Genomic DNA, 7,885 nt, shown 5'->3' with positions numbered 1-7,885 from the left:
GAAGGGGATGTGGGCCCCAACACCGGCGGCATGGGGGCCTATGCCCCGGCCCCACTGCTGGATCAAGCCGGTCTCGAGGAGGTCAAACGGCTCGTGCTCGATCCCACCCTGGCGGCCCTACAGGCCCGGGGGATCAGCTACCGGGGGGTGATCTATGCGGGCCTCATGCTCACCGAAACCGGTCCGAGCGTGATCGAGTTCAACTGCCGCTTCGGGGACCCCGAATGCGAGACCCTGATGCCCCTGATGGGGCCGGAGTTTGCGGCGGTCCTTCTGGCCTGCGCCACCGGCCAACTCGACACCGCCCCGGCCCTGACCATTCACGAGCAGTGCAGCGCCTGCGTGATTGCCGCAGCCCAGGGCTATCCCGGGGAGATCCGCAAGGGAGACCCCATCTCGAGCTCCGTGGAGAACGGCGCCGATCTGCAGCTGTTCCATGCCGGAACTCGCCGGGATGAAGCCGGGGTCTGCCACACCAACGGGGGCCGGGTGCTGGCGATGGTGGCCCAAGCAAGCGACTTTGACGCCGCCTTCGCCAAGGCCTACGAAGGCCTCCAGCAGGTGCACTTTGAAGGCATGACCTATCGCCGCGACATCGGCCACCAGGTCCGCAGCCACTAAGCTTCCGCCGCCGATCCCAGCACCTTGACCAGCAGCTCCACACCGCTTGCCCCTCGCCGCTGGTGGCAGAGCCTGGTGCGCTGGTGGGCGGAATTCAGCCTCCAAACCAAGCTGCTGGCGGCCGCCACCCTGGTGGTCAGCCTGGTGATGACGGCCATCACCTTCTTTGCGCTCAACGGCATCCAGGCGGATGTGCGCATGAGCGACACCCGCTTTGCCCGCGACCTGGGCCTGCTGCTCTCCGCCAACGTCACTCCGCTAGTGGCGCAGGGCAACGACCGGGAGCTGGCGGCCGTCGCCGAACGCTTCTGGAAATCCAGCCGCAGCCTTCGCTACATCTTCTTCGCCGATCCCGACGGGATCATCTACCTGGGGATCCCCATCAGCGGCACCAGCGGCAGCAGTGAGCTGCTGCTCAGCCGCAAGTTGGAACTGCCCGCCGAACTCTCCAAACGTCCGCAGAACCCACTGATCCGGCAACACCTGACCCCCGATGGTCAGGTCACCGATGTCTTCGTGCCCCTGGTTGCCGATGGGCGCTACATGGGTGTGCTGGCCCTGGGGATCAACCCCAACGAAGCCGCCCTGGCCAGTGCCGCCCTGAGCCGCGAGGTGACGGTGGCGGTGTTCATCTCGATCTGGATCTTGGTGATCCTGGGGGCCGTCTTCAACGCCCTGACCATCACCCAGCCGGTCAAGGAGCTGCTGCGGGGGGTGCGCTCCATCGCAGGGGGGGACTTCGAGGCGCGCATTGCCCTGCCCGTTGGCGGTGAACTGGGGGAACTGCTGGACGGCTTCAACGACATGGCCTCCCAGCTCGAGGCCTACAACGAAGCCAACATCGAAGAGCTCACCGCCGCCCAGGTGAAGCAGCAATCGCTGATCGCGACCATGGCCGATGGGGCCTTGCTGCTGGATTCCGAAGGGCGGGTGGTGCTGGTTAACCCCACCGCCAGGCGCCTGTTCCGCTGGGAGGGCCGCAATCTGGAGGGCACGCGCCTGATGGACGAACTGCCCGAGGGACTGAACCTCGAGTTGCAGACCCCCCTTGAGAGCCTGCTGGAGAACGACAAGGAGAGCAGCGATGTGCGCTGCAGCTTTGGCGAACCGCCGCGCACCCTGCGCATCGTTCTGCAGTCCGTGCGCGATGCCAGCGGCGAAACCCTGAAGGGCATCGCCGTCACCGTCCAAGACCTCACCCGCGAGGTGGAACTCAACGCCGCCCAGAGCCGTTTCATCAGCAACGTCTCCCATGAGCTGCGCACGCCGCTCTTCAACATCAAGAGCTACGTCGAGACCCTCCACGACATGGGCGAGCAGCTCAGCGAGGAGGACCGGAGGGACTTTCTGGCGATCGCCAACGCCGAGACCGATCGCCTCACCCGCCTCGTCAATGACGTCCTCGATCTCTCCCGACTGGAGAGCGATCGGGCCTGGTCGATGGAAGCGGTGGAGCTGGGTCCGGCGATGGAGCAAACCCTGCGCAACTACAAGCTGAACGCCAAGGAAAAAGGCGTCGAGCTCGACCTTCATGTCACCGACGAGCTGCCCCGGGTTCGCGGCAACTGGGACCTGCTGCTGCAGGTGCTCGACAACCTGGTGGGCAACGGCCTGAAGTTCACCGCCGCCGGGGGCCGCCTGAGCCTGCGGGCCTACCCCTGGCCTGACATCTGCACGATTGATCCCAGCACCGCAGCCAACCCGGATAACCCCGCCTGCGAGCTGACCGCGCCGCTGCCGAAGCTGCGGGTGGAGATCTCCGATACCGGTTCAGGCATCTCCCGCGAAGACCAGGAGAAGATCTTCGATCGCTTCTACCGGGTCGAGAACGCTGTTCACACCGAAGTGGGGACTGGCCTGGGACTCTCGATCGTGCGGGGCATCCTGGAGAAGCACGGTGCCACCGTTCGCATGGTGAGCGAACTCAATGTGGGCACCACCTTCTGGTTTGACCTGCCCCTCGAAGACGCTGACGACACGGAACTGCGCCTGCAGGCCGAACGGCGAAGCACCAGCAATTTGGGTGACGGGATCTAGAACTGGCCCTCGCCAACCCCCTTCACGATGCGTGAGAGCTCGCTGCGCTCATCGTGGTCAATGCGGTGCGGCACACCACTAATAATCCGCTCGAAGTTCGAGAAGGAGTCCTTAATTTCAGGGCCGTTGCTCGTAATGATGTATTCACGGATTCCCTTGTCGTGCCAGGAACCACGCATCTTGAAGACGTTCAGAGCGCGGGCCATCTCACCACGGATCTCGACGTACTGAAGCAGCAGGATCGTGTCGGTAATCGTCGAGATATGGGAGTCGGTAATCGAGTGACTTCCCATGAATTCCTCGGAGGTATTCGTAAAGAAGCCCGCGATTTCTTCCTGCTTGGCGTAACCGGTCACGCCGATCACAAACTGACGGAAGGCGTTATGACTCACGCCCCGCGCCAGGGCCGAGAGGGAGTCGATCGCCATCCGCGATGGCTTGAACTGGCTGATTTCGGTCTTGATGATTTGGAGGTGATCCTCTAGGCCCGTTGATTCGGGATAGGCACAAATAATTTTGAGCAGCCCCTGGCGCTCCATCTCCTCGAAATCCAACCCCCAACTGGTGGCATTGCGCAGCAGCTGGGCCCGGGATTCCTCATAGGCAAAGAGGATGGCCCGCTCCTTGTTGGCGCAGGCGTTCTCCACAAACTTGCTGACCAGCAGGGTCTTACCCGTCCCTGTCGCACCGGTGGCCAGGATGATCGAATCCTTGAAGAAGCCGCCGCCGCACATCTCATCGAGACGGGGGACACCCGAGCTCACGCGGACATTGGAGCTGCGCTGGGTCAGGCGCATGGCCCCCAGCGGGAAGATGCTGATGCCGTGGGAGCCCATGGTGAAGGGGAACTCCCCCTTCATGTGGGTGGTACCGCGCAACTTGAGGATTTCCACCGTCCGACGGCGGCGCTCCCCCTCCAAGACATTGCGGAGGATCACCACGTTGTCGCTGACGAATTCCTCCACCCCGTAGCGGGCGATGGGACCGTATTCGTCAATCCGCTCGGTGGTCATCACCGTGGTGACGCCGATCTCCTTCAGGCGGGCAATCAAGCGGAAGATCTCCCGGCGCACGACCGAGACCGCGTCGTACTGCTGAAAAACGGCCGTGATCGAATCGATCGCCACACGCCGAGCCTTGTACTTACGGATCGCGTAGTTAATTCGCTCGATCAGACCTGACAGATCGAAGCTGCCAGCGACATCTTGCCCTTCCGGATCAGGGGAAGCATCCAACAGGAACAGCTTGTCCTGCTCCACCATTTCCTGGAGATTCCAGCCAAAGCTGGCCGCATTGCGGAGAATATCGAGCGGCGACTCTTCAAAGGTGACGAAAATCCCGGGCTCGTCAAACTGACGAATACCGTTGTAGAGAAAGTTCAGCGAGAACACGGTTTTACCCGTACCCGATGTCCCACTGATCAGCGTGGAGCGACCAATGGGGAGACCGCCCTGACAAACGTCGTCAAACCCCTCAATCCCCGTCGGCAGCTTCTGGACCGAGGCGAGATGATTGGACTGTGGGCTGGGGTCCTGCATGGGGAGGATGGTCCTGTCAGAAATCTAGTTCGTTTTCACGGCTATGACAGCCGCTCTTGTGAAGGAAACGTTGGTTTTCACACAAGATCACCCACCGCATCCTGGTCCAACAAGGACTCGGACAAGGCCTCATCGCTGAGCTCCTCAAACAAGAGATCCAAACCAATCAAAACCCTCTCCCGGTCTGAGAGATCACCAATGATTCGACGCACCGGTGGCGGGAGGATCTTGGCGAGGGTGGGCGTCGCCAGGATCTTGTCTTCTTCAGCGAGCTGAGGGTTTTTCAGAACATCAATCACTTTCAGGGCATACACACCCTGAAATTCCGTATCAAGGATATTCCGCAGGGTCTTCAATGCGCGCATCGAGTTGGGCGTGTTTCCCGCCACATAGAGCTTCAGGATGTAGGTCTTGCGTGGACTCATCGGAATCACCTCCTTAAGACAAATGGAACGAATAAGAACTAACCAACGGCCTCACCAGGCGGTGGTTCCGCCAAGGGGAGATCCGGGGGAATGGAACGCCGGTACATCTCACACAAATGGGCCATCACATCCAAAAGCGCAAGGCGGTAATCCTGAAGAAAATCGTTTTTATGGCCTTCAAGCCGCAGTTGCTTCCAGAAGGAATCCATCAGATCCACGTGGATCTCAACAACGCTGTTGACCGGGAGATCGCAAAAGAAGGCGCTGTGGACAAAGCTCTCGATCGCCTGGTTGGCCGCCGCAGGATCCTTGAAGTAACTGATCAGGATGTCGCGGTAGCCCCGCTGCAACGACTGGCGCAACTCGCCGTGGTCAGGCTCCGGGAGATTGCGCAAAAACAGGGACGGATCCCGCTTGTAGAAGACCCCCAGGTAGCCCAGGCGCCCCTGAAGTCGATTGGGTAGCCGCCAGGACAGCGGTGTCGAGGCCGACTCACTGCCCGACTCCGATTGGGCAGACAGTCCCTTGCGCAGGAAGCGCGAAACCGCTGCATCCAGGCTGTAGACAACCTGCTCAAGCTGGTCCTGGGGCAGATGCACCTCCGCCTCGTGGTAATCGACGCGGCCGTTGACTTCCCCCACCACAACCGCCGGCAGAAGCACCCCTTGCTGACGCAACCCTTGGAGGGCCTCTGGGGGCGTGACACCCTGCTGCAGCAGCACCACATCAAAGGCATCCCGCCGCTGCAGCAATTCAGCGATCGGATCGGAAAGGGAGCCCAGGTCCTCCAGGCAGTAGCGCTCACCCTTCAGCCAGCTGGTGGCAGCCTTGACCAGACGAGGGTCCGACAACAGCGAAGCAATAGTGAGCGCCGGCTGGGTCATGGCCCTGAGTTGGAGCCCTGGCAAGTGACCTCAGTGTTGACGGGAGTGCCCTCGAGCGGTGAAACTCGTTGTTTGTCTTCCAATTGCCGTGGCAGGCCGCAATGACGGCGTCCTCCCGTCAGCCTGACCACGCCCCTTCTGTCATGAGTACTGATTCGCAAACCGGCCCCTACGCCATCGTTGAGACCTCGGGTACCCAGGTCTGGGTTCAGCCCAACCGCTACTACGACCTCAACCGGATCCACGCCGAGGTCGACAGCACCCTCACCCTCGAGAACGTGCTGCTGGTGAACGACGGCAAGGCCGCCAACGTGGGTCAGCCCTACGTCAAAGGGGCCACCGTTGAGCTGCAGGTGATGGCTCACCGCCGCGGCCAGAAGGTCATCGTCTACAAGATGCGCCCTAAGAAGAAGACCCGCCGTAAGAACGGTCACCGTCAGGAGCTCACCCGCGTGATGGTCAAGTCCATCAGCGTCGGCGGCAAAGCACTGGCCTGAACCTCCAGATCCTTCTCCTGAACTCCTGAGCTTCCTCCCCCATGGCCCACAAGAAAGGCACCGGCTCCACCCGTAACGGCCGCGACTCCAACGCCAAGCGTCTTGGCGTGAAGCGCTACGGCGGTGAATCCGTCAGCGCCGGTTCGATCCTGATCCGCCAGCGCGGCACCTCTGTGCTCCCCGGCAACAACGTCGGCCGCGGTGCTGACGACACCCTCTTCGCCCTGGTCGACGGTGTGGTCAGCTTCGACACCATCAAGCGCGGTCTGCGCACCCGCAAGCGCATCAACGTGGCCCTCGGCTGAAGCCCAGCACCACGGTTGATTGAGCCGGCACCCAGGTGCCGGCTTTTTTGTGGCCGGGCCTCAGGCCAGGCGGTAGGCGCGGGTGGTGATCAGATAGGGATGGAACACCTCCAGGAAGCGGGCCTGGAGGGTGCGGAAGAAGCGCTCCACCAGGGCCGGATCATCGAAGTGGAAGGGATACTCGCCGTTGAACCCCTGGAAGAAATACCAATTCAGTAGGGCGATCGCCTCCGGCCCCATCCGCTGAGCGAACTGCTCGAGCTGCGCCGAGGGATCGTTGAGGTGCTCAAGGACGTCCAGGCACACCACCGTGTCAAACCGCTCGGGCAGGGCGGCGTCGCCGAGGTCGCGGAAACAACGCAGCTTGTGGGCCAAGCCAAAGCGCTCCGCCCGCTCCGTCACGAAAGCGCGATTGGCGGGGTTGAGGTCGACGAACCAGACCGACTCGACCTCAGGCAGGGCCGCCGCCGCCAGGGCATGGGTGCCAATCCCGCCGCCGAAGTCGAGGACCTGCCCCTTGGCAAACATGGCCTGCAAGCGCAGGGTGTCCGCGATGTAATCCGCACTGCTCAGGTGCCAAGCCGCGAGCTCCAGCAGATGGGCATGGCCCACCTCGTTCTCGTAGAAGCTCCCCGCCTGCTCGGGATCAAAGGCCCCAGGGTGGGCAGCGGCCAGGGCCTCGGTCGCCATCGGCAACTGCTGCTCCAGCTCCGCTGCCGTGAGCTGGAGATGGGAGGCCAGATGCTGGCGTAGATCAAATCCCCCGGAGAGAAAGTGATCGAGGGAGAGAGCGGCGGTGACGGTCATGGCTGATCACCGTAGAGGTCGCTGCTCAGGTCCCAACTCCGCCCCAGCCCCGGGAACCATCAACCAGCGGCGCAGCCAGGCCGTCAGCCAATAGAAGGGCAGGGTGTCCAGTAAGGCCGCCAGGGCCTTGAACAGGTAGCCACTGGCAATGAAGCTCAGCAGTTGAGGCGCCACCGGAAGATCCGCGCGCACCGGAAGGACGTGGGCGGCGTAGTGGCTGATCAGCACCACCGCCGTCGTATCCACCAACTGGCTGACCAGGGTCGAGCCGTTGTTGCGCAACCAAAGCGCCCGACCACCGGTGCGCCGCTTCCAGAAATGAAACAGGCGGACATCGGTGAACTGGGCCGCCATGTAGGCCGCCATTGACGCTCCGATCGCGCCAAAGGCCAAGCCCTGAACGGCAAAAAACGTCTCCTCCGGGGCCCCCGGCAGACCCGGCAACACACCGCCGAGCCAGAGCACCAGGACGATCCAACCGTTCAACAGCAAGCCCACCCAGACCAACTGATTGGCCCGCTGCTCGCCCCAGATCTCACTGATCAGGTCCGTGCAGAGGAAGGTCACCGGATAGGGGAGGGCTCCAACCGCCACCACCACCGGCCATGAGCCGATCTGACCGAGCTGCAGGAAGCGGGTCAGGCCAAGGATGTTCAACATCCCCATCGTTCCAAGGAACAGACCCGAGAGGACGAGAAAGGCCAGCTCCCGGCGCTGTTGCAGCGCCTCATCCACGGGCATTGGGGGGCATCAGCTGTGCCACACGGTGGC

General features: G+C 62.4%; 9 protein-coding genes. 4 read left to right on the top strand and 5 right to left on the bottom strand.

Annotated elements, in window-relative coordinates; translation table 11 throughout:
* Together QZ189_RS04655 and nblS are read left to right on the top strand one after the other, a co-directional pair.
* Positions 1–621 (top strand): phosphoribosylglycinamide synthetase C domain-containing protein (locus QZ189_RS04655; protein ID WP_296421110.1); only part of this gene is annotated, 621 nt, incomplete at its 5' end.
* Positions 622–645: 24 nt separating this feature from the next.
* The gene (gene nblS, locus QZ189_RS04650; protein WP_296421107.1) at positions 646–2,658 is read left to right on the top strand and encodes a two-component system sensor histidine kinase NblS; all 2,013 of its coding nucleotides are present in this window, start codon (positions 646–648) and stop codon (positions 2,656–2,658) included.
* Here the strand turns inward: nblS and kaiC are convergent.
* The 3 genes from kaiC to QZ189_RS04635 form a co-directional block, all read right to left on the bottom strand.
* Complete coding sequence (kaiC, locus tag QZ189_RS04645) at positions 2,655–4,196, bottom strand: circadian clock protein KaiC (RefSeq protein ID WP_010315422.1); 1,542 nt, start codon at positions 4,194–4,196, stop codon at positions 2,655–2,657. The genes nblS and kaiC overlap by 4 nt on opposite strands.
* Positions 4,197–4,273: 77 nt before the next feature.
* Positions 4,274–4,621 (bottom strand): circadian clock protein KaiB, encoded by a 348-nt coding sequence (gene kaiB, locus QZ189_RS04640; RefSeq protein ID WP_010315420.1) that lies wholly within the window; start codon positions 4,619–4,621, stop codon positions 4,274–4,276.
* Between the two features lie 38 nt (positions 4,622–4,659).
* Positions 4,660–5,505 (bottom strand): circadian clock protein KaiA, encoded by an 846-nt coding sequence (locus QZ189_RS04635; protein ID WP_296421104.1) that lies wholly within the window; start codon positions 5,503–5,505, stop codon positions 4,660–4,662.
* A 143-nt stretch (positions 5,506–5,648) separates the two neighbouring features.
* Between QZ189_RS04635 and rplU the strand changes: the two genes are divergently transcribed.
* Both rplU and rpmA read left to right on the top strand, forming a co-directional pair.
* Positions 5,649–6,002 carry a 50S ribosomal protein L21 gene (gene rplU, locus QZ189_RS04630; RefSeq protein WP_010315416.1) on the top strand — a complete coding sequence of 118 codons (354 nt, stop codon included), beginning with the start codon at positions 5,649–5,651 and terminating at the stop codon, positions 6,000–6,002.
* A 41-nt stretch (positions 6,003–6,043) separates the two neighbouring features.
* Complete coding sequence (gene rpmA / locus QZ189_RS04625; RefSeq protein ID WP_010315415.1) at positions 6,044–6,307, top strand: 50S ribosomal protein L27; 264 nt, start codon at positions 6,044–6,046, stop codon at positions 6,305–6,307.
* 60 nt (positions 6,308–6,367) lie between these two features.
* Here rpmA and QZ189_RS04620 read toward each other — a convergent pair whose 3' ends face one another.
* Together QZ189_RS04620 and QZ189_RS04615 are read right to left on the bottom strand one after the other, a co-directional pair.
* Positions 6,368–7,114 (bottom strand): methyltransferase domain-containing protein, encoded by a 747-nt coding sequence (locus QZ189_RS04620; RefSeq protein ID WP_010315414.1) that lies wholly within the window; start codon positions 7,112–7,114, stop codon positions 6,368–6,370.
* A 6-nt stretch (positions 7,115–7,120) separates the two neighbouring features.
* Entirely contained in the window at positions 7,121–7,855 is a 735-nt protein-coding gene (locus QZ189_RS04615) for a queuosine precursor transporter (protein ID WP_247477175.1), read from the bottom strand.
* Positions 7,856–7,885: the final 30 nt, after the last annotated feature.

The organism is Vulcanococcus sp. CPBay_Sum15L08_68 (assembly GCF_017855895.1).
GTDB lineage: Bacteria > Cyanobacteriota > Cyanobacteriia > PCC-6307 > Cyanobiaceae > Vulcanococcus.
This window is presented reverse-complemented; position numbering and strand designations above follow the sequence as displayed.

Coding starts and splice junctions, on each gene's coding strand:
- QZ189_RS04635 (WP_296421104.1), bottom strand. CDS start 5,505: ATGACCCAGCCGGCGCTCACTATTGCTTCGCTGTTGTCGGACCCTCGT.
- kaiC (WP_010315422.1), bottom strand. CDS start 4,196: ATGCAGGACCCCAGCCCACAGTCCAATCATCTCGCCTCGGTCCAGAAG.
- QZ189_RS04620 (WP_010315414.1), bottom strand. CDS start 7,114: ATGACCGTCACCGCCGCTCTCTCCCTCGATCACTTTCTCTCCGGGGGA.
- QZ189_RS04615 (WP_247477175.1), bottom strand. CDS start 7,855: ATGCCCGTGGATGAGGCGCTGCAACAGCGCCGGGAGCTGGCCTTTCTC.
- kaiB (WP_010315420.1), bottom strand. CDS start 4,621: ATGAGTCCACGCAAGACCTACATCCTGAAGCTCTATGTGGCGGGAAAC.
- rpmA (WP_010315415.1), top strand. CDS start 6,044: ATGGCCCACAAGAAAGGCACCGGCTCCACCCGTAACGGCCGCGACTCC.
- rplU (WP_010315416.1), top strand. CDS start 5,649: ATGAGTACTGATTCGCAAACCGGCCCCTACGCCATCGTTGAGACCTCG.